The sequence below is a fragment of the Sphingobium sp. FG58 genome (assembly GCF_057809055.1).
Map to the genome: position 1 here is coordinate 1 of NZ_JBMDJF010000017.1, position 25,764 is coordinate 25,764.

The following is a 25,764-nucleotide window of genomic DNA, read 5'->3' on the forward strand; positions in this document are numbered from 1 at the left end:
GTCGAGAAACCGGTGCGCGACGTTTCTCGACTTCGCTCGAAACGAACGGAGGGAAGTGCGGGCGACCCTAATTTGCGAAGTGGTGATTTGCAAATTAGCAAATTTGCATTTGCGAAAAATCGCAAAGACGGGAAAAGGGCGTCATAACAGGTCCGCGTCCTGACCGGAGAGATATGCCTATGTCGAAGCTCGCCATTATCGAACAGCTGGAAGCCAAGCGCGAAGGTGCGCGTATGGGGGGCGGCCAACGGCGCATCGACGCGCAGCATGGCAAGGGCAAGCTGACCGCGCGTGAGCGGATCGAGGTGTTGCTGGACGAGGGCAGCTTTGAAGAGCTGGACATGTATGTCGAGCATAATTGCACCGATTTCGGCATGGATGAGGCGCATATTCCCGGCGATGGCGTCGTCACCGGCTCCGGCACGATCAACGGGCGGCTGGTGTTCCTGTTCAGCCAGGATTTCACGGTTTATGGCGGCGCAGTGTCGGAACGGCACGCGATGAAAATCTGCAAGATCATGGACATGGCGCTGAAGGTCGGCGCGCCCGTGATCGGCCTGAATGACAGCGGCGGCGCGCGGATTCAGGAGGGCGTGGCGTCGCTTGCGGGCTATGCCGAGATTTTCCAACGCAATGTGCTGGCGTCGGGCGTCGTGCCGCAGATCAGCGTCATCATGGGGCCATGCGCGGGCGGCGCGGTCTATTCGCCCGCGATGACCGACTTCATCTTCATGGTGAAGGATAGCAGTTTCATGTTCGTGACCGGCCCTGACGTGGTCAAGACGGTGACGAACGAGGTCGTGACGCAGGAAGAACTGGGCGGCGCGGTGACGCACACGACCAAGTCGGGCGTGGCGGACGTGGCGTTCGAAAATGATATCGAGGCGCTGCTGGCGGTGCGCGATTTCGTCGACTTCCTGCCCGCGTCGAACAAGGAACCGGTGCCGGAGCGGCCTAGCGCCGACCCGTGGGACCGGATCGAGCCGAGCCTCGACACGCTGATCCCTGCCAATGCGAACCAGCCCTATGACATGCACGAACTGATCAGGAAGATCGTGGATGAGGGCGATTTCTTCGAGGTGCAGCCCGCGCACGCCGGCAACATCATTTGCGGCTTTGGCCGGGTCGAGGGGCGGACTGTCGGCATCGTCGCCAACCAGCCTTTCGTGCTGGCGGGCGTGCTGGACATTAATTCGTCCAAGAAGGCCGGGCGCTTCGTGCGCTTCTGCGATGCGTTCGAGATACCGATCGTGACGTTGGTGGACGTGCCGGGCTTCCTGCCGGGGACGGCGCAGGAGCATAATGGCATCATCAAGCATGGCGCGAAACTGCTGTTCGCCTATGCCGAAGCGACCGTGCCCAAGATCACCATCATTACCCGCAAGGCCTATGGCGGGGCCTATGACGTGATGGCGTCCAAGCATCTGCGCGGCGATCTGAACTATGCCTGGCCGACCGCCGAAATCGCGGTGATGGGAGCCAAGGGCGCGGTCGAGATCATCTTCCGCGGCAAGACGGCGGACGAGATCGCCGAACGCACCGCGGAATATGAAGCGCGCTTCGCCAACCCGTTCGTGGCCGCGTCAAAAGGCTTCATCGACGAGGTGATCCAGCCCCACTCGACGCGGCGACGGATTGCGCTGGGCCTGCGGAAACTGCGCAACAAGGCGCTGGAGAATCCGTGGAAGAAGCATGACAATATTCCGCTTTAACTGAAGTTCCCCTCCCGCCTGCGGGAGGGGTTAGGGGAGGGCATGTTCCTCTCGAAAGACTATCCGTTGCCGGATCGGACAGGCCCTCCCCCGTCCCCTCCCGCAAGCGGGAGGGGTGACTAGAAGCATGAAACTCGGCCGTCTCAATCATATCGGCGTCGCCACGCCCAGCCTTGAGAAAAGCATCGCCTATTATCGCGATGTCATGGGCGCGACGAAGATCCATGAACCGTTCGACCTGCCTGCGCAGGGGGTGAAGGTGTGTTTTGTCGATACGCCGGGGGAAAATGGCACGGCGGGGACGCAGATCGAGCTGATCGAGCCGTTCGATGAAAGCTCGCCGATCACCGCCTTCATCGCCAAGAACCCGGCCGGGGGGCAGCATCATATGTGTTACGAAGTGCCGGACATATTGGAAGCCAAGGCCTGGTTCGAGGCGAAGGGCGCGCGGGTGCTGGGTGAGCCGCGGATCGGGGCGCATGGCACGCCGATCTTCTTCGTGCATCCCAAGGATATGAACGGGGTGCTGACCGAGATCATGGAGACGCCGAAGGAAGCGCACTAGGCATACACTCCTCTCCCGCAGGCGGGAGAGGATACGAAGCCTTGGCGGCTTGTCCGCCTAGGCGAAGTTGGTGAGGGCCAGCGACGCGCAAGGCCCTCACCACTGCGACTAAGGCCCGCTGCGCGGACCTAAGTCTCGTTGCCTCTCCCGCTTGCGGGAGAGGGGTAGAACAAGGGTAGAATATGACCGACAAGCCGACGCTGGACGACTGGGCCGCCGCTGCCGCCAAGGAAGTGAAGGGCAAGGATTTGACTTGGGCGACCCCGGAAGGGATCGCGGTCAAGCCGCTCTACACGGCTGACGACGTGACCGTCGATCCCGGCCTGCCCGGTTTCGCGCCGTTCACGCGGGGCGTGCGCGCGTCCATGTATGCCGGGCGGCCCTGGACCATCCGCCAATATGCGGGCTTTTCGACCGCCGAGGAATCCAACGCCTTCTATCGCCGCAACCTCGCCGCCGGACAGAAGGGCCTCAGCGTCGCCTTCGACCTCGCCACCCATCGCGGCTATGACAGCGATCATCCGCGCGTCACCGGCGACGTGGGCAAGGCGGGCGTTGCGATCGACACGATCGAGGATATGAAGATCCTGTTCGACGGCATCCCGCTAGACCAGATGTCGGTGTCCATGACGATGAACGGCGCGGTGATCCCGATCCTGGCCTTCTTCATCGTGGCGGGTGAGGAACAGGGCGTCGACCGCAAATTGCTCGACGGGACCATCCAGAACGACATCCTCAAGGAGTTCATGGTCCGCAACACCTATATCTACCCGCCCGAACCATCGATGCGGATCATCAGCGACATTTTCGGCTATACCAGCCGCGAGATGCCCAAGTTCAACAGCATCTCCATTTCCGGCTATCATATGCAGGAAGCCGGCGCGACGCAGGTGCAGGAGCTGGCCTTCACCATCGCCGACGGCATGGAATATGTGAAATATGGCGTGGCGTCGGGCCTGGACATCGACAAGTTTGCCGGGCGGCTGAGCTTCTTCTTCGCGATCGGCATGAACTTCTTCATGGAAATCGCCAAGCTGCGCGCCGCGCGGGTGCTGTGGCATCGCGCCATGACGCAACTGGGCGCGAAGGACGAACGCTCGAAGATGCTGCGCACCCATTGCCAGACCAGCGGCGTGTCACTGACCGAGCAAGACCCGTACAACAACGTCATGCGCACCACGATCGAGGCGATGGCCGCGATGCTGGGCGGGACGCAATCGCTCCACACCAATGCGCTGGACGAAGCCATCGCCCTGCCCACCGATTTTTCCGCCCGGATCGCGCGCAACACGCAGATCGTGATCCAGGAAGAAACCGGCATGACCAAGGTGGTCGATCCGCTGGGCGGCTCTTACTATGTCGAGGCACTGACCCAGCAGCTGGTCGATGAAGCCTGGGCGATCATCGAGAAGGTGCAGGCCGATGGCGGTATGGCCAAGGCCGTGGCGGCAGGCTGGCCCAAGGCGATGATCGAAACCGCCGCCGCCGCCCGGCAGGCGCGGGTCGATCGCGGTGATGACGTGATTGTGGGCGTGAACAAATATCGCCTCGCGACCGAGGATTTCCTCGAAACGCTCGACATCGACAATGCCAAGGTGCGCGAAGGCCAGATCGCCCGGATCAACCGGGTGAAGGCGGAACGCGACAGCGCAAAATGCGATGCGGCGTTGCAGGCGCTGCGCGACGGCGCAGCCAGGCCGTCCAGCCTCGACAACAACCTCCTCGCCCTCGCCGTGGAGGCCGCCCGCGCCCGCGCGACGCTGGGCGAAATCTCTTCGGCGATGGAAGAAAGCTTCGATCGCTACGGAACCCAGCCGACGCCGGTGAAGGGCGTCTATAGCGCGCCCTACGAGGGCGACAGCCGCTGGCAACAGGTACTCGACGGCGTGCAGGCCGTCGAGCGGCGCCTCGGTCGCAAACCCAAACTCCTCATAGCCAAGATGGGGCAGGATGGGCATGACCGGGGCGCCAACGTCATCGCGTCCGCGTTCGGTGACATGGGCTTCGACGTCGTGTCGGGACCGCTGTTTCAGACGCCCGACGAAACGGTAGTGCTGGCGCTGGAAAGCGGCGTCGATGTGGTTGGCGCGTCGTCGCTGGCGGCGGGCCACAAGACGCTGATCCCGGACCTGATCGCCAAGCTGCGCGAAGCAGGCCGCACCGACATCAAGGTGATCGCAGGCGGTGTCATCCCGCCGCAGGATTATGACTTCCTCCGTGACGCGGGCGTCCAGGGCATTTATGGACCGGGCTCCAATGTCGTGGAATGCGCCGCCGACGTGCTGCGCCTCCTCGGCCACAACATGCCCCCCGCCGGGCTGGAGGACGCCGCTTGACTAACCTGACCGCTCGCACCGACTGGACCCGCGCCGAAATCGCCGCGCTGTTCGACCTGCCGTTCAACGACCTGATGTTCGAGGCGCAGTCGATCCATCGCGCGAATTTCCCGCGTAACGAGGTGCAGCTTTCCACCCTGCTGTCGATCAAGACCGGCGGTTGCCCGGAGGATTGCGGCTATTGCAACCAGTCGGCGTCGGCGGAGAGCGGCCTCAAGGCCGAAAAGCTGATGAGCGTGCAAGCGGTGATGCAGGCGGCGGCGCAGGCCAAGGATGCAGGCAGCTCGCGCTTCTGCATGGGCGCGGCCTGGCGCAACCCCAAGGAGCGGGACATGCCCGCCATCGTCCAGATGGTGAAGGGCGTGCGCCAGATGGGCATGGAAACCTGCATGACGCTGGGGATGTTGAGCGAAGGGCAGGCCAAGGTGCTGGCCGATGCGGGCCTCGATTATTACAATCACAACATCGACACCTCGCCCGAACATTATGAGAAGGTGATTACCACCCGGACGTTCGACGACCGGCTGGAAACGCTGGAAAATGTCCGCAATTCTGGGATCAACGTCTGTTCGGGCGGCATCGTCGGCATGGGCGAGACGCGCGAGGACCGCGTTGGCTTCCTGCACGCGCTGGCTGTGCTGCCAACCCATCCGCAAAGCGTGCCGATCAACGCGCTGGTGCCGGTCAAGGGCACGGTGCTGGGCAATATGCTGGCCGACACGCCGCTGGCCAAAATCGACGAGATCGAGTTCGTCCGCACGGTTGCGGTCGCGCGGATCGTGATGCCGGAGTCGATGGTGCGGCTGTCGGCGGGGCGTGAGAGCATGTCGGATGCGTGCCAGGCGCTCTGCTTCATGGCGGGCGCGAACAGCATCTTTACCGGCGACAAGCTGCTGACCACGGCCAATGCGGGCGACAATGCGGATGCGGCGCTGTTCGCGAAGCTGGGCGTCGTGCCGATGCAGGCTGAGGTTAAGGTGGCGATGGAGGCAGCGGAGTGACTTTCACGCCCACCCCCGTCACCCCGGACTTGATCCGGGGTCCCGCTGTTCTTCTGGCGCTGCGTTGGAGGGAAGCGGGATGCCGGATCAAGTCCGGCATGACGGGTGGGGGCAAGGTTGCTGCTGCATGATCCGCGTCTCCACACTCCGTCATGCTGAACTTGTTTCAGCATCCATTTCTCCCCCCGCAATGTGGTCGATTGGGGCACGATGGACCCTGAAACAAGTTCAGGGTGACGATTGGGGTTTGGAAGTGATCAAGTGACCGGTGGTCGGGTCATCGCGTTGTCATGGTTAACGTTTTTCGCCCTGATCTGTTTTTGGGGAGCGCTTTGGTCAGGATCGCTATGGATTGTTGGCTCAGTTGTAGCGGCCTGGATCGGCGGAATGGTTTTGATCTTTTGGCGTCGTAAACCACGCTGATTGATTTGTTTGCTCAGCCCGAAAGAGTTGAGAGGAAATTACCGTCATGCCGGACTTGATCCGGCATCCAGAGCGGCAGGCACAATGCTTGCCACCCTGGCCCCCGGATCAAGTCCGGGGTGACGAATTGGATATAGGACTGGGGCAAGGATAGAAAATGGCAATCACCAAGATCCTGATCGCGAACCGTGGCGAAATTGCGTGTCGTGTTATGCGCACGGCCAAGAAGATGGGTATCAAGACCGTCGCGGTCTATTCCGATGCCGATGCACGCGCGCCGCATGTGTTGATGGCGGACGAGGCCGTGCATATCGGCCCGTCGCCTGCCGCCCAATCCTATCTGATCGCCGACAAGATCATCGCAGCGTGCAAGCAGACCGGCGCGGACGCGGTGCATCCGGGCTATGGTTTCCTGTCGGAGCGGGAGAGCTTCCGCAAGGCGCTGGACGCGGAAGGCATCATCTTCGTCGGCCCCCCGGCGAACGCCATCGCGGCCATGGGCGACAAGATCGAGTCCAAAAAACTCGCCCTCGAAGCGGGCGTCAACGTCGTCCCCGGCTTCGTCGGCGTCATCGATGACACCGAACATGCCGTCAAAATCTCCAACGAAATCGGCTATCCGGTGATGATGAAGGCGTCGGCCGGCGGCGGCGGCAAGGGGATGCGACTGGCCTACTCCGAACAGGACGTTCGCGAAGGCTTTGAGGCGACCAAGCGCGAAGGCCTTGCCAGCTTCGGCGACGACCGCGTGTTCATCGAGAAGTTCATCGAAAGCCCGCGCCATATCGAAATTCAGGTGCTGGGCGACCAGCATGGCAATATCGTCTATCTGAACGAACGCGAATGTTCGATCCAGCGCCGTCACCAGAAGGTGGTCGAGGAAGCGCCGTCGCCCTTCGTGTCGCCGGAAATGCGCAAGAAGATGGGCGAACAATGCGTCGCCCTGGCGCGCGCGGTCGGCTATTTCAGCGCTGGCACGGTCGAACTGATCGTGTCGGGTGAGGACAAGACCGGCGACGGTTTCTACTTCCTGGAAATGAACACGCGGCTCCAGGTCGAACATCCCGTTACCGAGGAAATCACCGGCGTCGATCTGGTCGAACAGATGATCCGCGTCGCCAATGGCGAGGCGCTCAGCTTCACCCAGGCGGACGTCAAGATTAACGGCTGGTCGATCGAAAACCGCGTCTATGCCGAAGATCCCTATCGCGGCTTCCTGCCCTCGACCGGTCGCCTGATCCGCTACAACCCGCCCGAAACCGGGGCGGATGAAAGCGGCGCACTGATCCGCGTCGATGACGGCGTGGAGGAGGGCGGCGAAGTGTCCATGTTCTACGATCCCATGATCGCCAAGCTGATCACCTGGGCGCCGACCCGCCTTGAAGCCATCGACAAGCAGATCGAGGCGCTCGACAAGTTCGAGATTGAGGGGCCGGGGCATAATATCGATTTCGTGTCCGCCCTGATGCAGCATGAGCGGTTCCGGTCAGGCAACATCACCACCGGCTTCATTGCCGAGGAATATCCCGACGGCTTCCAGGGCGCGCCTGCGTCACCCGAATTGCTGGTGCGGCTGTCCGCCATCGGTGCCTTTGCCGCGATGGCGCAAGCCGACCGCGCCCGCCGTATCGACGGCCAGCTGGGCAAGCGCCTGGCCCCGCCGACCGGCTGGCAGGTCAAGATTGGTGATGCAATCCATGACGTCGAAATTGACGGCGATGATGTGACGGTCGACGGGCAGCCCCTCGACATGGCGCTGGAATATACGCCGGGCGATCGCCTGATCGAGGCGGAGTTTGGCGAAGAGCAACTCGCCGTCCGCATCGCGCCGGTGCGGTCGGGTTTCGTCCTGACTTGCCACGGGGCCAGCCACAAGCTGCGCATCCTGCCCGCCCATGCTGCACCCTATGCTGCGCACATGATCGAAAAAATCCCGCCAGACCTGTCGCGCTTCCTGATCTGTCCGATGCCGGGCCTGCTGGTCGCGCTGCATGTGGGCGAGGGCGATAAGGTCGAGGCCGGGCAACCGCTCGCCGTGATCGAGGCGATGAAGATGGAAAATATCCTGCGCGCGCAAAAGGCGGGCGTGGTCAAGAGCGTGTCGGCGGCACAGGGCGACAGCCTGGCGGTGGATGCCGTGATCCTCGAAATGGAATAGGCGCGAGCTGCGTTGATCTGATCCGTAGAACCCCTCCCCCTTGAGGGGGAGGTTGGGTGGGGGTGTACTGACGCTAGCGTGGACGCTCGGCTTCGCCTTGCTCCCCCTCCCTTGATTGAAGGCACGTGACTCCAATCAACCCTCCCCGCCGGGGAGGGGGGAGAAAGGGCGGCCCTTTGTTATTTAATGTTTCGCTGGGCTGTCGCGCCTTGCCCCGGTCCCGGCCTTTCCCTTAGCAGCCGCGGCATGAGCAGCCTGCGACAGACGATCCTGTGCCTTTCCGCCCTCTTCACGGCCATGATCGCGCTGCCGGCGCAGGCTGCCGAAGATGAGCAGTTCTGGCTCCAGACCATCGCGCAGGGGCCGATCTCCGGCGATATCGTCTATTTCGCCGAGGTGCAGTCGCGCTTTGGCAGGGACATGGACGGGCTGGACCAGATGCTGCTGAGGCCCGCGATCGGCGTCAAACTGTCCGACCGGCTGACCGTCTTTCAGGGCTATGCCTATGTCCGCACGCCGCGGTCCAGTGGCGGGGATACGCGCGAGCATCGCAGCTTCCAGCAGATCAACTGGTCGCTCGGCAAGGTTGCGGGCGGGCCGCTCTCCTCGCGCACCCGGATCGAGCAACGCTGGGTGTCGAGCGGCGACGATATGGGCTGGCGGTTGCGGCAATGGTTGCGGCTGGCGGTGCCGCTGACCGGCAAGCCGGGCGGCGTGTCGGCGCTGACCTATGCGGAAGGGTTCGTGGCGCTGAACGATACCGACTGGGGCGCGCGTGAAGGGTTTGACCGGCTGCGCAGCTTTGCCGGGCTGGAAGTGCCGGTGGCGGGCAAGTCGACCGTGGAGGTCGGCTATCTCAACCAATATGTCAAAAATCGCGGTCGGGCCGATGATGTCGACCATGTCCTGCTGGTGACGCTGCAACTGCGCCGCTGAGGCCGTTTTTTAGCCTGTCCTATTGCCCCCGCTTCATGCGATATCGGCCCCTTCTTCGCGTGCCGACATTGGCGGTTGCGCAAAGCGGTGTTGGAAATTTAATTGCCCCGTGGGGTAACGCAATTTCACAATTACCGGGAAAAGTGCGAAGTTAAGGGGGCAGGGGATGAGCGGAGCGGTCGGCAGCGACTATGTGATGGACGTCAGGCGCGACCGGCTGGTCATCACCGCGTCGGCGCTCGGCACCGTGTTCGAATGGTATGATTTCTATATCTATGGCGTCCTCGCACCGATCATCGGGCGGACCTTCTTCCCGACCGACAATCCTACCGTCGAACTGCTCTACACGCTGGCGGGCTTCGCGATCGGCTTTGCCTTCCGTCCGATCGGCGCGGCATTGTTCGGCTATCTGGGCGACCGGCTGGGGCGCAAATATACCTTCCTGGCCACGATCATCCTGATGGGCGTTGCCACGGCAGGGGTTGGCCTCACGCCCTCGGCCGCCAGCATCGGCATTGCCGCGCCCATCATCCTGATCACGTTGCGGATCGCGCAGGGGCTGGCGCTGGGCGGCGAATATGGCGGCGCGGCCATCTATGTCGCCGAACATGCGCCGCCGGGACGACGCGGTTTTTATACCAGCTTCATTCAGGCCGGGGTGATCGGCGGCTTCATCCTCTCGCTGATCGTCGTGGTCGGCACGCAATGGCTGGTCGGGCCGGAAATCTGGGCCGATTGGGGCTGGCGGCTGCCCTTCCTCTTCTCGCTTGCCCTGCTCGGCATATCGCTGTGGATGCGGCTGATGCTGCGCGAAAGCCCGGTATTCACCGCGATGAAGAAGGCAGGCACCCAGTCGAAAAATCCGATCAAGGAAGCCTTCACCTATCCGGGCAACAAAAAGCGGATGCTGGTCGCGATGATCGGCATCGCGGCGGGCTTTACCGTCATCGCCTATACGGTGATGTTCCAGGCGCTCTATTTCCTCCAGAGCGGCCTGCATGTGTCGCCCGGTATCGCGCAATTGCTGGTGGGCGGCAGCGCCTTTGCCGGGATGGGGGCGTTCGTCTATTTCGGCCATCTGTCCGACCGGATCGGGCGGAAAAAGCCGATCGTCATCGGCTATGCACTGGTGCTGCTGCTGTTGATGCCGCTTTACCAGTTCATGGGCGCGACCGCGAACCCGGCGCTGGTGGAAGCGGGGAAGCGCGCCCCGGTTGTCGTGCGCGGCCCGGACTGCGTGTTCGATCCCTTTGCCAAGGTCCAGCCAACCGCCTGCGGCAAATTGCTCGACCATTTTTCCAAACGCGGTATTCCCTATGATAAGCAGGCGGCGCCCACGCCTGCGGTGCAGGTCGGCGACTTGGTCGTCACGGACCTGAGTGCCGCCGGGCTGGACGCCGCGTTGAAAGCGGGCGGCTACCCGACCGGCAGTGTGACGCCGGACTGGCCGCGCGCGATGCTGCTGTTCGGCGCGCTCTTGCTGCTCTGGACGCTGTCAGGCGCGACCTATGGACCGGTGGCGGCGCTCTTGTCGGAATATTTCCCGGCGCGCATCCGCTATTCGTCGCTGTCGATCCCCTATCATATCGGCACCGGCTATTTCGGCGGTTTCCTGCCGCTGGTCAGCCAATATATCGTCGCGCGGACGGGTGATCCCTATGCCGGGCTTTGGTACACATTGGCCGTGGTGGCGCTGGCGCTTATCACCTGTCTGGTCGCGCTGCCGGAAACGAAGGATCGGCCGCTGGACGCGTAGCACAACCGGGGAATCATCCATGCCACGCGGCGTTGCCAAGCGGGATCTGCCAACGAAGACTTGCCCAGTCTGCCAGCGCCCCTTTGCCTGGCGCAAAAAGTGGGAACGCGACTGGGACAATGTCGTCTATTGTTCCGACCGTTGCCGCAGCGCCCCGCGCCAAGCCTGACACGAAAAAGGCCGCCGCTCCGTTGGGAACGACGGCCTTTTACAATCTCTCAGTCGATCAGCGTTCGATGCACATCGCCACGCCCATGCCGCCGCCGATGCACAGCGTCGCCAGACCCTTTTTCGCGTCGCGCTTGGCCATTTCATAGAGCAGGGTGGTCAGCACCCGCGCGCCCGACGCGCCGATCGGATGGCCGATGGCGATCGCGCCGCCATTGACGTTGACCTTGGACGCATCCCAACCCAGTTCCTGGCCCACCGACAGCGCCTGCGCGGCGAAAGCTTCATTGGCTTCGATCAGGTCGAGGTCCGCAATCGACCAGCCCGCCTTCTCCAGCGCCTTGCGGCTGGCCGGAGCCGGGCCGATGCCCATGATCGAGGGATCGACGCCGCAGGTCGCAAAACCCGCGATCCGGCCCAAAATGGTCGCGCCCCGCTTGGCAGCGGCATCCGCCGTCATCAGCACCAGTGCGGCGGCGCCGTCGTTCAGGCCGCTGGCATTGGCGGCAGTGACGGTGCCGTCCTTCTTGAAGGCCGGCTTCAGCTTCTCCATCGCTTCGATGGTAGCGCCGGCGCGGATATATTCATCGGCATCGACGATCGTGTCGCCCTTGCGCCCCTTGATCGTGACCGGCACGATTTCGTCGACGAAGCGGCCCGATGCCCGTGCGGCTTCGGCCTTGTTCTGGCTGGCCACCGCAAAGATGTCCTGCGCTTCGCGGCTGATCTGATATTTCTCCGCCAGATTTTCCGCGGTGATGCCCATATGATAATTGTTGAAGGCGTCGGTCAGGCCGTCATGGATCATCGTGTCGATCAGGCTGACATTGCCCATCTTGCTGCCCGCACGCAGATATTGCGCATGGGGGGCAAGCGACATGCTTTCCTGCCCGCCAGCCACCATGATGTTCGCGTCCCCCGCGCGGATCGCCTGAGCGGCAAGCGCTACGGCACGCAAGCCGGAGCCGCACAGCTGGTTGAGGCCGATCGCGGTGCGCTCGACAGGGATGCCTGCATTGACGGCAGCCTGACGCGCAGGGTTCTGCCCCTGACCGGCGCTCAGCACCTGGCCCAATATCACCTCGTCCACTTCGTCGGGCGCGACACCGGCCTGCGCCAGCGCGGCGATGATCGCCTGACGGCCCAGTTCATGCGCCGGAGTCGATCCGAACGCACCCATGAAGCTGCCGACGGCCGTGCGCTTGGCGGCGGTAATGACGATATCTGACAAAGGCTCGATCCTCTATTATTGGGGTCTCTTTTCGCAGGCGCACATAGCATCATCCGCCATGACTGGAAAGCCATTGGGACAGAGGAAACCACAGCGTTTCGCGCGCTTGCCCACCCACGACCATGCCGACATGACCCAGTTTGAATTGCCAGTCTGTAGCCAATTGGGTCGAGGCGGCGGCAGGGACGATGCGATCCGTCGTCGAGCGGATCGACAGGGTCGGGCAGGCAAGCGCGTGCGGATCGACTGTCTGGCCCCCGACGGTCCAGAGCCCCTCTCCGCTGGCGTTACCGGCATAGAGGTCATCGAACAGATCGCGTCCCGCCGCATAGGTCAGCGGTGGCCCGCCATTGGCCCAATCCTCCACCGCCATGAAGGCACGCTCCCCGTCCGATCCCGCAGCGACATCGGCAAAAGCGGCGAATTTGCGGATCGTGCGTGCTGGGTCCATCGCCCAGAACCCCGATTGCAGCACCTCCATCGGCACATAGCCCAGCCGATCGCACATCGGCTTGGCGCCGCGCCACAGGGCGCTGATGTCCTGCCGGTCGGCATCGCTGAAACCGTCGAATCGCCAGGGCGAAGCGATCGTCGCCACCGCCTGCACCGGGTGCAGCATAGCCGCCCCCAGCGCCAGCGTGCCGCCCAGGCAATAGCCCACCAATATGGGAGGGCGCGGCAGTGCTGCGATCAGCGGCAAAAGCCGGTCGGTGACATGGCCATCCAGCCCGATCGCCGCCTCCTGCGCCGACGGACTGCCCCAATCGACCAGCCAGGCTTCATGTCCTGCTGCGGCCATGTGGCGCAGCAAAGAGCGGCGTTCGGACAGGTCCAGCACTTGGGGCGGATTGATCAGGGAGGGTACGAAAACCACCGGCGCGCGGCCATTATCAACACCATAGCGCAGCAACCGCGCGCTACCGACCTGCGCCATGCTGGCGGGGGCAGGCGGGGGCAGCGGGCGCTGCGCCTGTTGATAGCGGCGCAGGCCGATGAAGGCCCGTTTGCGCAGCTCTGGATCGCCCTCTGTTTCGCGCCATAAAATGTTGAGAAAAAGGGGTAAAGGCCTTGGGCCATGTTGCGGTGCGGCAACGCCCTGTGCTATTGAGGAGTGTGCAGGTGCGGGAGAGGTGTCCATGGCCAAATCTAAAGCGGCTAATGAATCAGAGCCAGTGGTTATAAAGAAATACGCTAACCGGCGGCTTTATAACACCGAAACGTCCAGTTACATCACCCTTGACCTGTTGTCGCAGATGACGCGCGAGGGCCGCGAATTCACGGTGGTCGACGCCAAGAGCGGCGAGGACATTACCCATAATGTCCTGACCCAGATCATCATGGAAGAAGAACAGCGCGGCGAAAATATGCTGCCGGTCAATTTCCTGCGTCAGCTGATCTCCATGTATGGCGATTCGATGCAGTCGATGGTGCCGCAATATCTCGAAGCGTCGATGGATGCGTTCCGCAAGAATCAGTTGCAGTTTCAGGAAGCGATGCAGGGTGCGTTCGGCGGCGGTCCGCTAGCCGAGATCGCCAAGCGCAACATGCAGATGTTCGAGGCGGCAACCAGCGCGTTCAAGGGCGCTGGCGGGCTGATGCCGGGTGTCCCCGGCGTTCCGGGTGTGGCGACCCCGGCCGAAGCCGAAAAGGACGATGAGATCGCGGTGCTGAAGGCGCAGCTTGCCGCGCTCAATGCCAAGATCGACAAGCTGGGCTGACCCCCGATGGCGAAGGCCGACCGGCTGGAACGACTGGACGTGCGGCGGGCCGAGCTGGAGACCGACTATGACGCGGCGCTGATTGCTGCGCTTCAGGTCACGGCAGGCGGGGTCTGGGGTCTGTTCGACCATAAGCCCGACCGGCAGGCGCGTGCCAAGGTCGCGCCGGTCATCGCGGCGCTGGATGAGCTGGCCGCCGACATCGACAATCTGCGCGATCAATTGGGGCTGGAGCCGTTTGCGCTGCACCTGTCCTTTCTCGCCGCGCGCGGCCCGGTGGCGTCGGACGCGCCGGGCGAGCCGAAACAGGCACGCGCCTGGCTCGAAAAACTGGGCGTTGCCGTTAGCTAAAGGTCAATGTGCGTCGGGGGTGGACGGGGATAGCGCGCATGGCCTATTGCGCGCCGATCCATTCCCTACAGCAGGCAAGCCATTCCCGTGAAACACGCCCTTTCCGTCACCCGCGAGCAGGATTTCTCCGCCTGGTATCAGGCCGTCATTTCGGAGGCTGACCTGGCCGAGGAAAGCGGCGTGCGCGGCTGCATGGTCATCCGGCCATGGGGCTATGGCATCTGGGAACGCATCCAGACCCTGCTCGACGCGCGGATCAAGGCGACGGGACATGAAAATTGCTACTTCCCGCTGTTCATCCCCTTAAGCTATTTCGAGAAGGAAGCCGAGCATGTCGACGGCTTTGCCAAGGAAATGGCGGTCGTCACCCATCACCGGCTGATCCAGAAGGACGGCAAGCTTGTCCCCGATCCCGAAGCGAAGCTGGAGGAGCCGCTGGTCGTGCGCCCCACGTCGGAAACGGTGATCGGCGCAGCGTTCAGCCGCTGGGTCCAGTCGTGGCGCGACCTGCCCGTGCTGATCAACCAGTGGGCCAATGTCGTGCGCTGGGAAATGCGCACCCGCATGTTCCTGCGCACCACGGAATTCCTCTGGCAGGAAGGCCACACCGCTCACGCCACCGTCGATGAGGCGATGGAAGAGACGATGAAGATGCTGGAAGTCTATCGCAGCTTTGCCGAGGATTGCGTCGCCATGCCGGTGGTGGCGGGCGAGAAGCCGGAGAATGAGCGCTTCCCGGGCGCGGTCGCCACCTACTCGATCGAAGCGATCATGCAGGACGGCAAGGCATTGCAGGCCGGCACCTCGCATTTTCTGGGTACGACCTTCTCGGCGGCCCAGAATATCAAGTTCCAGAATAGCGAAGGCGCGCAGGAACTGGCGCAGACGACCAGCTGGGGCATGTCGACCCGGATGATAGGCGGCCTGATCATGGTCCATGGTGACGATGACGGTTTGCGAGTGCCGCCGCGCGTTGCGCCCTATCAGGTCGTCGTGGTGCCGATGCTGCGCGACACGGACGAGGACGCCGCAATCGTCGATTATTGCGCCGATCTGGTGGCACAGCTGAACGCGCTCGACGTGTTCCGCGAGCCAGTGCGGGCGCTGCTCGACCGTCGCCCGGCCAAGGCGGCGACCAAGCGCTGGGGCTGGGTCAAGAAGGGTGCGCCGATCGTGATCGAGGTGGGCGGTCGCGATGTCGCGGGCGGCAATGTGTCGGTCATCCGCCGCGACCGGCTTTATCGCGCCGACGGCAAGCTGGACAGCCAGATCGTTGCCAAGGGTGACTTCGTCGCGGGCGCGGTGGCGATGCTGGAGGATGTGCAGGCATCGCTGTTTGCCGACGCCAAGGCGCGACTGGACGGCAGCATCGACCGGTCGATCACCAACATCGATGCGCTCAAGGCCTATTTCAACGCCAGCACCAAGCCCGGCTGGGCGCTGGTCCAATGGGCCAAGCCGACCGGCGAAGCGCTGGAGAAGGTGGTGCAGTGGCTCAAGGGCGAGAAGCTGACGCTGCGCAATGTGCCGAACGATGCGGAACCCGCGGACGGGATGTGCGTGTTTACCGGCGAGACGGCGGTCGAGCGAGTGCTGGTAGGGCGGAGTTATTAAGCCGAAAAATTAGGTGCTCCCGCGCAGGCGGGAGCCCAGTTCCAACGGTAGCGTATGATAACGGGGGCGGGACTGGGTTCCCGCCTGCGCGGGAACACATTTATCTTTGCCTACAGCACATATTTACTCAAATCCGTATCATGCGCGATCGCGCTCAACTGCTTCTCGACATAGGCAGCGTCGATCACCAGCGTTTCGCCGCGGCGATCCTCGGCTTCGAAGCTCACATCCTCCAGCAGCTTTTCCATGACCGTCTGGAGGCGGCGGGCGCCGATATTTTCGACTTCGCCATTCACTTCGGCGGCGATGCGGGCGACCGCGCGGATGCCATCCGGGGTCAGGTCGATCGTCACTTCCTCGGTCGCCAGCAGCGCGCGATATTGCGCCACCAGGCTTGCCTTGGTGTCGGACAGGATCGCAACGAAATCCTCCTCGGTCAGCGCCTTTAGCTCGACGCGGATCGGCAGGCGGCCCTGAAGTTCGGGCAGCAGGTCGCTGGGCTTGGCGACGTGGAACGCGCCGGACGCGATGAACAGGATATGGTCGGTCTTGAGCGGGCCATATTTGGTCGAGACGGTCGTGCCTTCGATCAGGGGCAGCAGGTCGCGCTGCACGCCCTCTCGGCTGACCGATCCGCCGCGCACGTCGCTGACCGCGATCTTGTCGATCTCGTCCAGGAATACGATGCCATTCTGCTCGGCGCTGGTGATGGCGACGCGGGCGACATCGTCCTGATCCAGCCGCTTGTCCTGCTCTTCCTCGACCAGCTTGTCCCACGCATCGGCGACACGCATCTTGCGGCGCTTCTTCTGCTGCTGCCCAAACGCCTTGGACATCATGTCCGACAGGTTGATCATGCCGACCTGACCGCCCATGCCGGGGATTTCCATCGGCATGGAGGGACTGTCGGCGACTTCCACCTCGACCTCGACATCGTTCATCTGATGCTGTTCGATCTTCTGGCGGAAGGAGAGGCGGGTTGCCTCGCTGGCTTCCTTACCAGTCAGGGCATCGAGCAGGCGGGTCATGGCGGCTTCGGAGGCGGCCTCGCGCACCGCTTCGCGGCGGCGGTCCTTTTCCAGGCGCACGGCTTCCTCGACCAGATCGCGGACGATCTGTTCGACGTCGCGGCCGACATAGCCGACTTCGGTGAATTTGGTCGCTTCGACCTTGACGAAGGGGGCGTCGGCCAGCTTGGCAAGGCGACGGCTGATCTCGGTCTTGCCGCATCCGGTCGGCCCGATCATCAGGATATTTTTGGGCGTCACCTCGTCACGCAGGTCGTCGGGCAGGTGCTGGCGCCGCCAGCGGTTGCGCAGGGCGACAGCAACGGCGCGCTTGGCGTCGTGCTGGCCGATGATATGGGCGTCGAGCGCGGCGACGATGGCTTTGGGGGTCAGATTGTCGTTCATTTCGGTCCTTCTCCCCTACCTTAAGGGAGGGGTCGGGGGAGGGCATGTCGAGGAACGCCGTTACAGGCCCTCCCCTAACCCCTCCCCGCAAGCGGGAGGGGGATTTACGCGGCGCTGTCCAGGGTTTCGATGGTCAGTTGATCATTGGTATAGACGCAGATGTCCGCCGCCACGGCCATGGCCTTGCGCGCCAGCGTTTCAGCGTCCGCTTCATAATCGACCAGCGCGCGAGCGGCGGCGAGGGCGAAATTGCCGCCCGATCCGATCGCGGCCACGCCGTTCACCGGCTCCAGCACATCGCCATTGCCGGTCAGGATCAGGGTTACATCCTTGTCCGCGACGATCATCATCGCTTCCAGATTGCGCAGATATTTGTCGGTGCGCCAGTCCTTGGCCAGTTCCACGGCAGATCGCATCAACTGGCCATTGTGGCGCTCCAGCTTCGCCTCCAGCCGCTCGAACAGGGTGAAGGCGTCGGCAGTCGCCCCGGCAAAGCCGCCGATGACGCTGCCGTCATGCAGGCGGCGCACCTTGCGGGCGTTGGGTTTCATCACCGTCTGGCCCATGGAAACCTGGCCATCGCCAGCGACGACGACCTTTCCATTCTTGCGCACGGACATGATGGTGGTGCCATGCCAGACCGGCATGGCGCTGCTGTTATGGTCGTTCATGGGGCGGCATATGGGACGCTGTGCCGTGTGGTGCAAGTCACCTCAGTAGCGACGACGAAGCGTTGCATTTTGGCGACAATATTTTGACGATTCGTCCAGGAACAAATGTCGATCAATTGACATTGTGCATCGCAACATCAATTATCAGCGTCCGCATTTACGGGGGGACTCGCATGACTCTCAAGGCTATGGCTCAGGAAAAGGTCGAGCGCGCGGGCATTTCCAACTATAGTTTCGATCATGACATATTGGTCATGTGTGGCGTGCGCTACACGATCGAAGCCTGCAACTGTGGCGAACCGGGTTGCGACGGCGTCCGCTTGCGGAAAAACGCGACAGCCATCGGGCGCGTCCTGCAATAATCTCTGCCAGTTGGTCAGCGCATTACGTCCTTGCCCGCGCGACCGACGGACTCGATATCGCGACCCACACCCTGCACCGTGTTGCACGCGGCCAGCGTGGCCAAAATCATTAGAAGCAGCGCTTTACGCATTAATCCGTCACTCCATATTTGCGGTGTGACCGTTTTAAGCGTGAGCGCGACGCAGTGCAAAGGCGCAATTTGCGGGACGGAATGCCCCCGCGCTTGACAGGGCGCGCCAGCGATGCCAATGGCCGCCTCCTCCCGACAGGGGGCGCGTAGCTCAGTGGTAGAGCACACCCTTCACACGGGTGGGGTCGCAGGTTCAATCCCTGCCGCGCCCACCATGGCAAAGCGCCATGGCCGGGACAGATTATTTCCCTCCATTGATCTTTTCAGTCTCATCGGGCTAATCTTTGCCCTTGATCCGGCGTCCCGTGCGGTCGCCGACCTGAAAGGATGTCGATGCCTCCCTATTGGAAATCCGGCGCAGCCTTTGGCGCGCTGCTCATGCTGTCCGCCACGCCTGTCATGGCGCAGGAGAGGCTGACGCTCGAACGGGTCTTTGCCAGTCCCGACCTGGCCGGGCCGCAGCCGCGTGCGCTTAAATTGTCGCCTGATGGCACGCTCGTCACCCTGCTAAAGCCCCGCGCGGATGAGAAGGAGCGGCTCGACCTGTGGGCGATCGACACGCGCACGGGCAAGCAGCGGATGCTGGTCGATTCGCGCAAGACCGGCAGCGGCGCAGAGCTGTCCGAAGCGGAAAAGATGCAGCGGGAGCGGGACCGCTCGGTTGCGGGCAGCAGCGGTATTACCAGCTATGACTGGTCGCCCGATGGCAAGAGCATTTTGGTGCCGGTCGATGGCGATCTTTATCTCGCCGCGCTGGATGGCAAGGTGCAGCGGCTGACCGACACGCCCGATGGTGAACTCAACGGCGTGGTCAGTCCCAAGGGCGGCTTCGTGTCGTTCGTGCGCGGCGGCAATCTGTTCGTGCAACGCATCGGTGGAGCTGAGCGGCAGGTAACGCAGGGCGCCAGCGATACGGTCAGCTGGGGCGTGGCCGAATTTGTCGCGCAGGAGGAAATGGACCGGCGGACTGGTTATTGGTGGTCGCCCGACGATGCCCTGATCGCCGTGGCGCGGGTGGATGAAAGTCCGGTCGGCATCGTCACCCGCACCGCGATCGGCGGGGAGGGGACGAAGGTCTATCAGCAGCGCTATCCTGCTGCCGGGACACCCAATGCGATCTTCGATCTCTATGTCATGAAGCCGGACGGGTCGGGGCAGGTGAAGGTTGATCTGGGGCCGGACCGCGACATTTATCTGGCGCGGGTCGACTGGGCGAAGGATGGGCGCACCCTCTATGTCCAGCGCGAGACGCGCGACCAGAAGCGGCTCGATCTGCTGGCGGTCGATCCTACTACCGGCAAGGCGAAGGTCGTCCTCACTGAAACCGCCAAAAGCTGGATCAACCTCAGCGACAATTTCCATCCGCTGGCTGGCGGCGATTTCCTCTGGTGGTCGGAAAAAAGCGGCCATGGCCATCTCTACCGGGTTCACGATGGCAAGTGGACGGCGCTGACCAGCGGCGACTGGGAGGTCAAAACGCTGGTGGCGGTCGATGAGAAGGCCGGGCTGGTCTATTTCACCGGCAATCGCGAAACGCCGCTGGAGCAGCAGCTTTACAGCGCGCCGATCGGCAAGTCCGCGCCGCCGCGTCAGATCACGACCAGCGGCTGGTGGAATGACGCGGTGATGGATGGCAAGGCCAGCCGGGTCGTCATCACCCGCCAGAATAGCGATCAGCCCAAGCAGGTCTATCTGGCCGACAGTAGCGGCAAGCAGTTGCAATGGTTGTCCGAAAACGCGCTTAAGGGCGATCATCCCTATGCGCCCTATCTGGCAAGCCATGTCAAAACCCGGTTCGGCACGATCAGGGCCAAGGATGGCACGACGCTCTATACCAAGATCATGACCCCGACGATCGAGCCGGGGAAACGCTATCCCGTGTTCATGATCCATTATGGCGGGCCGGGGGGCGGACGGCAGGTGACGAACACCTGGTCCGGTGCGCTGAACCAATATCTGGTCGACCGGGGCTGGATCGTCTTTGCGATCGACAATCGCGGCACGCCCGATCGTGGCAAGGCGTTCGAGGATCACCTCTACCGCGCCATGGGGACGGTCGAGGTGGCGGACCAACTGGCGGGCGTGGATTGGCTCAAGGCCCAGCCGTTCGTCGATCCCAAGCGGATTGCCACCTATGGCTGGTCCTATGGCGGCTATATGTCGCTGAAGCTGTTGGAGAAGGCACCGGGCATATTCGCTGCGGCGGTGGCGGGCGCGCCGGTGACGAAGTGGGAGTTATATGACACCCATTATACCGAACGCTATCTGGGGATGCCGCAGGACAAGGTGAGTGCCTATCCGGCGTCCGGCGCGATCGAGGAGGCGGTGAAGATCAGCGATCCACTGCTGCTGATCCACGGCATGTCGGACGATAATGTCGTGTTCGACAATGCCACCGCGTTGATGGCGAAGATGCAGGGCGCGGCGGTGCCGTTCGAGATGATGGCCTATCCCGGCCAGACCCACCGCGTCGGCGGGCCGGGGATCAGCGTCCATCTGTGGCGTACGATCGAGGATTTCCTGGCTCGGCGCGGCGTGTCGCCTGACGCAACCAAGCCATAAGCGACAAGGACGTTGCCGGATCCCGGCAACGTCCAGCGTCAAAAGCTGGCCTTTCGCGCAACAAACGGCTTGCCACTGGACAAATGACGCAACGCCGCTATGGCGCGCACTCCGTTATATCTGCATCGGAGTGGAGTGTTCAGTCATGGGTTACAGGGTCGTCGTCGTAGGTGCCACCGGGAATGTGGGCCGCGAAATGCTGACCATTCTCGCCGAGCGCGAGTTCCCGATTGACGAGATCGCCGCGGTCGCATCGTCGCGCTCGCAGGGGCTGACCGTCGATTTCGGTGACAGCGGCAAGACGATCAAATGCCAGAATATCGAACATTTCGACTTTACCGGCTGGGACATCGCCCTGTTCGCCGCGGGCAGCGGCCCGACCGCTGAATATGCGCCCAAGGCGGCGGCAGCCGGCTGTGTCGTGATCGACAATAGCTCGCTCTACCGCATGGACCCGGACGTGCCGCTGATCGTGCCCGAAGTGAACCCGGACGCGATCGACGGCTACAAGAAGAAGAATATCATCGCCAACCCCAACTGCTCGACCGCGCAGATGGTGGTGGCTTTGAAGCCGCTGCATGACGCCGCGATCATCAAGCGCGTGGTCGTATCGACCTATCAGTCGGTGTCCGGCGCGGGCAAGGCGGGCATGGACGAGTTGTTCGAACAGTCGCGCAACATCTTCGTGGGCGATCCGGCCGAAGCCAAGAAGTTCACCAAGCAGATCGCCTTCAACGTGATCCCGCATATCGACGTTTTCCTGGACGATGGGTCGACCAAGGAAGAATGGAAGATGGTGGCGGAAACCAAGAAGATCCTCGATCCCAAGATCAAGCTGACCGCCACCTGCGTACGCGTGCCAGTATTCGTGGGGCACTCCGAAGCGATCAACATCGAGTTCGAGAAGGAAATCTCCGCCAAGGAAGCGCAGGACATCCTGCGTGAAGCCCCCGGCATCATGCTGGTCGATAAGCGCGAGGATGGCGGCTACATCACCCCGATCGAATGTGTCGGCGACTTCGCGACCTTCATCAGCCGCGTGCGTGAGGACCCGACGGTTGACAGCGGCATTTCGCTCTGGTGCGTCAGCGACAATCTGCGCAAGGGCGCAGCGCTGAACGCGGTGCAGATCGCCGAACTGCTGGGCCGTCGCCACCTCAAGAAGGGCTGAGCCTGATTCCTTGCGGCCATGCTATCATGATGATAGCATGGCCGCATGGGCCAGGTTCTTATCCGTAATCTCGACGACAGCCTGATCGCGGCCTATCGCGAACTGGCGGCGCGTAACCAGCGTTCACTGGAAGCGGAACTGCGTGAAGCGCTGGCGCGCGGGCGACCGATGACGCGTGAGCGCCTGCACGCGACGCTCACGCGCCTCGAAACCATCAGGGCAATGACGCCGAAACATGTCCGGCAGACACCTGCCGAAGATTTGCTCCGGGATGATGATCGCCCCTGATGCTGGTGGTGGATACCAGCGTGGCGGCCCGCTGGGTCGTCGGCAGTGACGATCCGGCGATGTCTGCTGAAACGACCGTGGCGCTTACGCTGCTGCCGCGTCGGCTGATCGCGCCGGACCTGCTGACCGCCGAATTCGCCAATGTGATGTGGAAGAAGGTGCGCGCGCAGGAAATTGATGCAGCACAGGCGCGCGAAGCCGTGGCGATCTTGTCGACCTGATCCCGACCGGACAACTGGCCGATCGCGCGATGGCGATCAGTCTGGCGCTGGATCATCCCGCCTATGACTGCTTCTTCCTCGCCACCGCCGAGATGCTGGAAACGGTTGTGGTCACCGCTGACCGCAGGCTGGTCCGGCGCTGTGCTGACACGCCTTTTACAGCGCTGGTTTCGGGGTTGATGGATCGCTCTTCCTGGGCGGAATGACAGGACAGCGCTCTTGCGCCGCCGCGCCTGACGCCATATCGGCAAGCCGCCGCCGAATAAGGATTTGCCACGATGACCGACCTGCCGATCGAACGCCATGAGATCAAAGGTTTCGATGGCCTGCCGATCGCGGTGCATATGGTCGGGCAAGGTCGCGATCTGGTGCTGATTCACGGTTATTTCTCCAACGCTTACACCAACTGGATTCGCTACGGCCATGCCGCGAAACTGGTCGAGGCCGGTTTTCGCCTGATCATGCCGGACCTGCGCGGTCATGGGGAGAGCGGGAAGCCGCACGATATCGCCGCCTATCCGCCGGACGCGCTGACCGATGACGGGCTGGCTTTGGTCGAGCAGCTGGAACTGACTGACTATGATCTGGGCGGCTATTCGCTGGGTGCGCGGACGAGTGTGCGGATGCTGGCGCGCGGGGCGACGCCGCGCCGTGTGATCCTGGCGGGCATGGGGTTGCGCGGGCTGGTGCAGACGCTCGACAAGGGCGGCTATTACAGGAATGTCCTCAATAACCTCGGCACGTTCGAGCGTGGCACGTCGGAATGGATGACGGAGGCTTTCCTCAAGACCACCAAGGGCGATCCGGTGGCGATGCTGCATATCCTGAACACCTTTGTCGATACGCCGCGCGACACGATCGCGGCGATCCAGCAGCCGACCGAAATCATCTGCGGCGCGGACGACCGGGACAATGGCGTGGCGCAGGAACTGGCCGACCTGCTGCCCAACGGTCGCTATGTCGAGATACCGGGCAATCATATGAACGCCGTCACCCGCAAGGAAATGGGGCAGGCGATGGTCGATTTCCTGACCGCTTGACTGTATCGCCCGGCCAAGTCACCTTCCCTTCATAAGCCTATGAGGGGAATTCCCATGAAAATCGCCATCTCGCTTGCCGCACTTGCGGCCGCGCTTACTGCATCGCCTGTCCTTGCCCAGCAGGCTCCTGCGCCCACCGCAGCTGAGGCCGAAGCCTTCCTCGCCAAGGCGGAAAAGGCGATGTTCGATCATTCGCTGATCTCCAGCCGCGCCGACTGGGTCAATTCCACCTATCTGAGCGATGATAGCGACGCGGTCGCCGCCTATTTCGGGGCGATCCGCACGTCGATGAATGTCGATTACGCGCTGGAAGCCGCCAAATATGCGACCGCGCCGGGCCTGTCAGTGGAAACCAGGCGCCGCCTGGACCTGTTGCGCACCGCGCTGACGCTGCCCGCGCCGACAGCGCCGGGCGCAGCGCAGGAACTCAACGACCTCGCGACCCGGCTCCAGTCCGCCTATGGCAAGGGGAAGGGGACGCTGAAAGGGCAGCCGATCAACGGCAGCGACATTGAAGAGCAGATGGGAAATAACCGTAACCCCGAAGAGCTGAAGGAAATGTGGGTCAGTTGGCACGACAATGTCGGCGCGCCGATGCGGGGCGATTATGCCAAGCTGTTCGATATCGCCAATGCCGGGGCCAAGGAATTGGGCTTTGCCGATACCGGCGCGATGTGGCGGTCCAAATATGACATGCCCGCCGATGATTTCGCCAAGCTGACCGACAAGATATGGGCAGAGGTCAAGCCGCTCTATGACCAGCTGCATTGCTACACCCGCACCAAGCTGAACGAGAAATATGGCGATGCGGTGCAGCCTGCATCCGGTCCGATCCGTGCCGACCTTCTCGGCAATATGTGGGCGCAATCCTGGGGCAATATCTATGATGTCGTGGCGCCCAAAGGGGCGGGCGATCTGGGTTATGATGTGGGCGAATTGCTGAAGGCCAAGGGCTATGTCGAAACCCGCCCCGGTCAGGTCGATACCCCCGACACGCCCGAACAGCAGCGTCGCGGCTATTGGGAAAAGCAGATGTTCAAGATTGGCGAGGGTTTCTATTCCTCGCTGGGCTTTGCGCCGCTGCCCGCGACCTTCTGGGACCGGACCCAGTTCATCAAGCCGCTGGACCGCGAAGTCGTCTGCCATGCGTCGGCCTGGGACCTGGACAATAAGGACGATATTCGCGTCAAAATGTGTACGAAGGTCAATAGCGACGACTTCGTGACCATCCATCACGAACTGGGCCATAATTATTACCAGCGCGCCTATCAGAAGCAGAAGCCGCTCTATCTGGACGGCGCCAATGATGGTTTCCATGAAGCGATCGGCGATTTTGTCGCCCTGTCGATCACGCCGGACTATCTGGTGAAGATCGGCCTGCTGGATGCTGCCAAGGTGCCGGGACCGGACAAGGACATCGGCCTGTTGCTGCGGCAGGCGATGGACAAGGTCGCTTTCCTGCCGTTCGGCCTGCTGGTCGACAAGTGGCGCTGGGGTGTGTTCAGCGGCACGATCCCGCAAAGCCAGTATGAAAAGGGCTGGACGGACCTGCGCCGCCAGTATCAGGGCATCGTCCCGCCCGTGTCCCGCGATGAAACGAAGTTCGATGCGGGCGCCAAGTTCCATATTCCCGGAAACACGCCTTATACCCGCTATTTCCTGGCGGGTATTTTGCAGCAGCAATTTTACGAAGCGGCCTGCAAACAGGCGGGCTGGAAGGGGCCGCTCCACCGCTGTTCCTTCTATGGAAACAAAGACGTAGGGGCCAAACTCAATGCGATGCTGGAAATGGGCGCTTCCAAGCCCTGGCCCGATGCGTTGCAGGCATTTACCGGCACGCGCGAGATTTCAGGCAAGGCGATGACCGCCTATTTCGCGCCGTTGCAGAAATGGCTGGTCCAGCAGAATAAGGGCAAGTCTTGCGGCTGGTAATCGCC

24 protein-coding genes and 1 tRNA gene are annotated in these 25,764 nt (G+C 62.6%); 20 read left to right on the forward strand and 5 right to left on the reverse strand.

Going from position 1 to position 25,764, the window contains the following annotated elements; translation table 11 throughout:
- Window positions 1-179: 179 nt before the first annotated feature.
- The 8 genes from ACODR8_RS16055 to ACODR8_RS16090 all read left to right on the forward strand — a co-directional run bounded on the left by ACODR8_RS16055 (window position 180) and on the right by ACODR8_RS16090 (window position 11,056).
- A complete protein-coding gene (locus tag ACODR8_RS16055; protein ID WP_119745821.1) occupies window positions 180-1,712 on the forward strand; it encodes an acyl-CoA carboxylase subunit beta in 1,533 nt (510 codons plus the stop codon).
- A gap of 127 nt (window positions 1,713-1,839) precedes the next feature.
- On the forward strand, window positions 1,840-2,277 hold the full coding sequence (gene mce, locus ACODR8_RS16060) for a methylmalonyl-CoA epimerase (RefSeq protein WP_119745819.1): 438 nt from the start codon (window positions 1,840-1,842) through the stop codon (window positions 2,275-2,277).
- A 182-nt stretch (window positions 2,278-2,459) separates the two neighbouring features.
- A complete protein-coding gene (gene scpA / locus ACODR8_RS16065) occupies window positions 2,460-4,613 on the forward strand; it encodes a methylmalonyl-CoA mutase (protein ID WP_489008203.1) in 2,154 nt (717 codons plus the stop codon).
- Window positions 4,610-5,614, forward strand: coding sequence for a biotin synthase BioB (bioB, locus tag ACODR8_RS16070; protein ID WP_489008204.1), 1,005 nt, complete (start codon window positions 4,610-4,612; stop codon window positions 5,612-5,614). Before scpA ends, bioB begins: the two co-directional genes overlap by 4 nt.
- Window positions 5,615-6,194: 580 nt before the next feature.
- Window positions 6,195-8,195 (forward strand): ATP-binding protein, encoded by a 2,001-nt coding sequence (locus tag ACODR8_RS16075; protein WP_489008205.1) that lies wholly within the window; start codon window positions 6,195-6,197, stop codon window positions 8,193-8,195.
- Window positions 8,196-8,441: 246 nt separating this feature from the next.
- Window positions 8,442-9,131, forward strand: coding sequence for a DUF2490 domain-containing protein (locus ACODR8_RS16080; protein WP_489008206.1), 690 nt, complete (start codon window positions 8,442-8,444; stop codon window positions 9,129-9,131).
- A gap of 166 nt (window positions 9,132-9,297) precedes the next feature.
- Window positions 9,298-10,887, forward strand: a complete 1,590-nt coding sequence (locus tag ACODR8_RS16085) for an MFS transporter (protein WP_489008207.1) — start codon at window positions 9,298-9,300, stop codon at window positions 10,885-10,887.
- A 19-nt stretch (window positions 10,888-10,906) separates the two neighbouring features.
- Window positions 10,907-11,056 carry a DUF2256 domain-containing protein gene (locus tag ACODR8_RS16090; RefSeq protein WP_294134766.1) on the forward strand — a complete coding sequence of 50 codons (150 nt, stop codon included), beginning with the start codon at window positions 10,907-10,909 and terminating at the stop codon, window positions 11,054-11,056.
- Between the two features lie 57 nt (window positions 11,057-11,113).
- Here ACODR8_RS16090 and ACODR8_RS16095 read toward each other — a convergent pair whose 3' ends face one another.
- Complete coding sequence (locus tag ACODR8_RS16095; protein ID WP_489008208.1) at window positions 11,114-12,286, reverse strand: acetyl-CoA C-acetyltransferase; 1,173 nt, start codon at window positions 12,284-12,286, stop codon at window positions 11,114-11,116.
- 49 nt (window positions 12,287-12,335) lie between these two features.
- A complete protein-coding gene (locus ACODR8_RS16100; RefSeq protein WP_489008209.1) occupies window positions 12,336-13,424 on the reverse strand; it encodes an alpha/beta hydrolase in 1,089 nt (362 codons plus the stop codon).
- Here ACODR8_RS16100 and phaR point away from each other — a divergent pair.
- The 3 genes from phaR (at window position 13,423) to proS (ending at window position 15,969) form a co-directional block, all read left to right on the forward strand.
- Entirely contained in the window at window positions 13,423-14,004 is a 582-nt protein-coding gene (gene phaR / locus ACODR8_RS16105) for a polyhydroxyalkanoate synthesis repressor PhaR (protein WP_489008210.1), read from the forward strand. The two genes, ACODR8_RS16100 and phaR, sit on opposite strands and share 2 nt — an antisense overlap.
- A gap of 6 nt (window positions 14,005-14,010) precedes the next feature.
- Window positions 14,011-14,355, forward strand: coding sequence for a hypothetical protein (locus ACODR8_RS16110; RefSeq protein WP_489008211.1), 345 nt, complete (start codon window positions 14,011-14,013; stop codon window positions 14,353-14,355).
- A gap of 87 nt (window positions 14,356-14,442) precedes the next feature.
- A complete protein-coding gene (proS, locus tag ACODR8_RS16115; RefSeq protein WP_489008212.1) occupies window positions 14,443-15,969 on the forward strand; it encodes a proline--tRNA ligase in 1,527 nt (508 codons plus the stop codon).
- A 110-nt stretch (window positions 15,970-16,079) separates the two neighbouring features.
- On the opposite strand, the gene hslU is transcribed toward proS, so the two are convergent.
- Together hslU and hslV are read right to left on the reverse strand one after the other, a co-directional pair.
- Window positions 16,080-17,381: an ATP-dependent protease ATPase subunit HslU gene (gene hslU / locus ACODR8_RS16120; RefSeq protein WP_489008213.1), complete on the reverse strand. Its 1,302-nt coding sequence runs from the start codon at window positions 17,379-17,381 to the stop codon at window positions 16,080-16,082.
- A gap of 104 nt (window positions 17,382-17,485) precedes the next feature.
- Entirely contained in the window at window positions 17,486-18,052 is a 567-nt protein-coding gene (gene hslV, locus ACODR8_RS16125; protein WP_294134751.1) for an ATP-dependent protease subunit HslV, read from the reverse strand.
- 173 nt (window positions 18,053-18,225) lie between these two features.
- On the opposite strand from hslV, the gene ACODR8_RS16130 reads away from it, so the two are divergent.
- Window positions 18,226-18,414 carry a hypothetical protein gene (locus ACODR8_RS16130; protein WP_217672343.1) on the forward strand — a complete coding sequence of 63 codons (189 nt, stop codon included), beginning with the start codon at window positions 18,226-18,228 and terminating at the stop codon, window positions 18,412-18,414.
- A gap of 14 nt (window positions 18,415-18,428) precedes the next feature.
- Here the strand turns inward: ACODR8_RS16130 and ACODR8_RS16135 are convergent, their stop codons facing one another.
- Window positions 18,429-18,545: an entericidin A/B family lipoprotein gene (locus tag ACODR8_RS16135; protein WP_489008214.1), complete on the reverse strand. Its 117-nt coding sequence runs from the start codon at window positions 18,543-18,545 to the stop codon at window positions 18,429-18,431.
- Between the two features lie 140 nt (window positions 18,546-18,685).
- Here ACODR8_RS16135 and ACODR8_RS16140 point away from each other — a divergent pair.
- The 8 genes from ACODR8_RS16140 to ACODR8_RS16175 all read left to right on the forward strand — a co-directional run bounded on the left by ACODR8_RS16140 (window position 18,686) and on the right by ACODR8_RS16175 (window position 25,759).
- Window positions 18,686-18,760, forward strand: a tRNA-Val gene (locus ACODR8_RS16140).
- 118 nt (window positions 18,761-18,878) lie between these two features.
- Complete coding sequence (locus ACODR8_RS16145) at window positions 18,879-21,107, forward strand: S9 family peptidase (RefSeq protein ID WP_489008258.1); 2,229 nt, start codon at window positions 18,879-18,881, stop codon at window positions 21,105-21,107.
- 145 nt (window positions 21,108-21,252) lie between these two features.
- Window positions 21,253-22,278 (forward strand): aspartate-semialdehyde dehydrogenase, encoded by a 1,026-nt coding sequence (locus ACODR8_RS16150; RefSeq protein WP_119745791.1) that lies wholly within the window; start codon window positions 21,253-21,255, stop codon window positions 22,276-22,278.
- 45 nt (window positions 22,279-22,323) lie between these two features.
- Entirely contained in the window at window positions 22,324-22,566 is a 243-nt protein-coding gene (locus tag ACODR8_RS16155; protein ID WP_489008215.1) for a FitA-like ribbon-helix-helix domain-containing protein, read from the forward strand.
- Entirely contained in the window at window positions 22,566-22,787 is a 222-nt protein-coding gene (locus ACODR8_RS16160; RefSeq protein ID WP_489008216.1) for a type II toxin-antitoxin system VapC family toxin, read from the forward strand. Before ACODR8_RS16155 ends, ACODR8_RS16160 begins: the two co-directional genes overlap by 1 nt.
- A 29-nt stretch (window positions 22,788-22,816) precedes the next feature.
- Window positions 22,817-22,993, forward strand: coding sequence for a type II toxin-antitoxin system VapC family toxin (locus ACODR8_RS16165; protein ID WP_489008217.1), 177 nt, complete (start codon window positions 22,817-22,819; stop codon window positions 22,991-22,993).
- A 72-nt stretch (window positions 22,994-23,065) separates the two neighbouring features.
- A complete protein-coding gene (locus ACODR8_RS16170) occupies window positions 23,066-23,827 on the forward strand; it encodes an alpha/beta fold hydrolase (protein ID WP_489008218.1) in 762 nt (253 codons plus the stop codon).
- Window positions 23,828-23,881: 54 nt separating this feature from the next.
- Entirely contained in the window at window positions 23,882-25,759 is a 1,878-nt protein-coding gene (locus tag ACODR8_RS16175; protein WP_489008219.1) for a M2 family metallopeptidase, read from the forward strand.
- Window positions 25,760-25,764 lie beyond the last annotated feature (5 nt).

Coding starts and splice junctions, on each gene's coding strand:
- ACODR8_RS16085 (WP_489008207.1), top strand. CDS start 9,298: ATGAGCGGAGCGGTCGGCAGCGACTATGTGATGGACGTCAGGCGCGAC.
- hslV (WP_294134751.1), bottom strand. CDS start 18,052: ATGAACGACCATAACAGCAGCGCCATGCCGGTCTGGCATGGCACCACC.
- ACODR8_RS16110 (WP_489008211.1), top strand. CDS start 14,011: ATGGCGAAGGCCGACCGGCTGGAACGACTGGACGTGCGGCGGGCCGAG.
- ACODR8_RS16160 (WP_489008216.1), top strand. CDS start 22,566: ATGCTGGTGGTGGATACCAGCGTGGCGGCCCGCTGGGTCGTCGGCAGT.
- ACODR8_RS16075 (WP_489008205.1), top strand. CDS start 6,195: ATGGCAATCACCAAGATCCTGATCGCGAACCGTGGCGAAATTGCGTGT.
- ACODR8_RS16090 (WP_294134766.1), top strand. CDS start 10,907: ATGCCACGCGGCGTTGCCAAGCGGGATCTGCCAACGAAGACTTGCCCA.
- ACODR8_RS16150 (WP_119745791.1), top strand. CDS start 21,253: ATGGGTTACAGGGTCGTCGTCGTAGGTGCCACCGGGAATGTGGGCCGC.
- scpA (WP_489008203.1), top strand. CDS start 2,460: ATGACCGACAAGCCGACGCTGGACGACTGGGCCGCCGCTGCCGCCAAG.
- phaR (WP_489008210.1), top strand. CDS start 13,423: ATGGCCAAATCTAAAGCGGCTAATGAATCAGAGCCAGTGGTTATAAAG.
- ACODR8_RS16170 (WP_489008218.1), top strand. CDS start 23,066: ATGACCGACCTGCCGATCGAACGCCATGAGATCAAAGGTTTCGATGGC.
- ACODR8_RS16145 (WP_489008258.1), top strand. CDS start 18,879: ATGCCTCCCTATTGGAAATCCGGCGCAGCCTTTGGCGCGCTGCTCATG.
- ACODR8_RS16100 (WP_489008209.1), bottom strand. CDS start 13,424: ATGGACACCTCTCCCGCACCTGCACACTCCTCAATAGCACAGGGCGTT.
- ACODR8_RS16130 (WP_217672343.1), top strand. CDS start 18,226: ATGACTCTCAAGGCTATGGCTCAGGAAAAGGTCGAGCGCGCGGGCATT.
- ACODR8_RS16175 (WP_489008219.1), top strand. CDS start 23,882: ATGAAAATCGCCATCTCGCTTGCCGCACTTGCGGCCGCGCTTACTGCA.
- ACODR8_RS16135 (WP_489008214.1), bottom strand. CDS start 18,545: ATGCGTAAAGCGCTGCTTCTAATGATTTTGGCCACGCTGGCCGCGTGC.
- ACODR8_RS16080 (WP_489008206.1), top strand. CDS start 8,442: ATGAGCAGCCTGCGACAGACGATCCTGTGCCTTTCCGCCCTCTTCACG.
- ACODR8_RS16155 (WP_489008215.1), top strand. CDS start 22,324: ATGGGCCAGGTTCTTATCCGTAATCTCGACGACAGCCTGATCGCGGCC.
- hslU (WP_489008213.1), bottom strand. CDS start 17,381: ATGAACGACAATCTGACCCCCAAAGCCATCGTCGCCGCGCTCGACGCC.
- ACODR8_RS16165 (WP_489008217.1), top strand. CDS start 22,817: ATGGCGATCAGTCTGGCGCTGGATCATCCCGCCTATGACTGCTTCTTC.
- ACODR8_RS16055 (WP_119745821.1), top strand. CDS start 180: ATGTCGAAGCTCGCCATTATCGAACAGCTGGAAGCCAAGCGCGAAGGT.
- mce (WP_119745819.1), top strand. CDS start 1,840: ATGAAACTCGGCCGTCTCAATCATATCGGCGTCGCCACGCCCAGCCTT.